Raw genomic sequence first — 1,464 nt, 5'->3', positions numbered from 1 at the left:
AGGATTAGAGCAGTGTGAGGGGTGACAGCAGGCGCTTCGGTTGCCGCCAGTCGATGCCTTCCAGCAGCATGGCGAGCTGGGCGGGTGTGAGGAACACTTTGCCGTCGCGGGGCGACGGCCAGGCGAAGCGGCCGCGTTCGAGCCGCTTTGTCAGAAGGCACAGGCCGTCACCGGTGGACCAGAGCAGTTTGACCTGACTCCCGCTGCGGCCACGGAAGATGAAGACGTGACCGGACATCGGGTCATCCTTCAGAGTGGTCTGGACCTTTGCGCCGAGGCCGTTGAAGCCGTTGCGCATGTCGGTGATACCCGAGACCAGCCAGATTTTCGTGCCGGATGGCAGGCCGATCACCGTGCGTTTCCTTTCATCATTTCACGCAGCACCAGGCTGAGCACTTCGTCCGTAGGTTGATGCAGGGTAAGTTCGCCGTGCCGGAGTCGGACATGGCAGATCGTGACGGCTGATTCAGCTGGTGGGGCAGGCTCCTCAAGTGGCGCGACCTGCACGGGTAAAAGCGTGGGAGTGGAAGTCTTGTTGTATGTTTTACGGGGTCGGGATACGCGTCCTTCACGCTGCCATAGCCTCAGCCATTTGAAGAGAAGATTATGATTAAAGCCGTGTTCACGCGCGATTGAAGCGATATTCGCCCCCGGAAGCTGAGCGAGTTCAACCATGCGGAGCTTAAACTCGATGGAAAAAAACATTGCGGGGCGCACTGCGCCAGTCGGAGGTGTCCTGCATTAACAGATATCCGTCTGTAAGTTAGAAGGATATCTAATTTATAGATTAGAGGGCGGTTAATGGAGACGGTTCTGGCTGTACGCTTACCTTTGTTGAATGGACTGCCAAGAAGGTTTACTTATCGTACAGGGCCAGACTTCATAATCAGGAACTGTGATAAAAGGGAAAACCTCACCGATCTGTAATTGGGAAGGATACAATCCTTATTTACCAAGGAAGCTGTTTTCCATCCCTGAAAAATAGACCTGTAGGGCCGTTATTAGACAACAATGCTGCCCAGACTATACTCTTTGCGCCTTCCTCAACTGACCGTCCTGGAGATCCTGGATAGGTGGAAACTAATCCAGGGCAAACAGAATTGACCAGAATATTTGCTTTTTTAAAATCCTGAGAAAGTTTCAGAGTAAGACCATTAATAGCCAGTTTTGTCAGAGCATATGAACCTATGGGGACATTACCAAACTGTTGCATCTGCAATCCCGGATTATTAACCAATCCAAAATCGGGGTCCCAGAATGCCCCTGCACCACTGGTAACATTAACTACTCGTCCTTCACCTGAAGCTTCCAGTAAAGGGAATAATTCCTGAGAGATTCTCCAAGTGCCAATCAAATTGGTTTTGAATTGTTCTTCTATAAAATAAAGATCACTTTTAAAATCTGTTAAAGGAGTTACTGCCATAATGGCAGCATTATTGATAAGCACATCCAGTTTCCCATATG

3 protein-coding genes are annotated in these 1,464 nt (G+C 50.2%); all 3 read right to left on the bottom strand.

The genetic code is table 11. The features are described from left to right. Positions 1-4 precede the first annotated feature (4 nt). Positions 5-352 carry an IS66 family insertion sequence element accessory protein TnpB gene (gene tnpB / locus PSSD_RS25865; RefSeq protein WP_058974224.1) on the bottom strand — a complete coding sequence of 116 codons (348 nt, stop codon included), beginning with the start codon at positions 350-352 and terminating at the stop codon, positions 5-7. After that, the gene (locus tag PSSD_RS25860; protein WP_058974223.1) at positions 349-705 is read right to left on the bottom strand and encodes a transposase; all 357 of its coding nucleotides are present in this window, start codon (positions 703-705) and stop codon (positions 349-351) included. The genes tnpB and PSSD_RS25860 overlap by 4 nt, the downstream gene beginning before the upstream one ends. Before the next feature lie 244 nt (positions 706-949). After that, the coding region (locus PSSD_RS25855; protein ID WP_058974222.1) for an SDR family NAD(P)-dependent oxidoreductase at positions 950-1,464 on the bottom strand (515 nt) is incomplete at its 5' end.

The sequence above is a fragment of the Type-D symbiont of Plautia stali genome, assembly GCF_001485335.1.
Classification (GTDB): Bacteria; Pseudomonadota; Gammaproteobacteria; order Enterobacterales; family Enterobacteriaceae; genus Pantoea; species Pantoea vagans_C.
The sequence above is the reverse complement of the archived record's forward strand: the minus strand, read 5'-3'. Positions and strand labels throughout refer to the sequence as shown.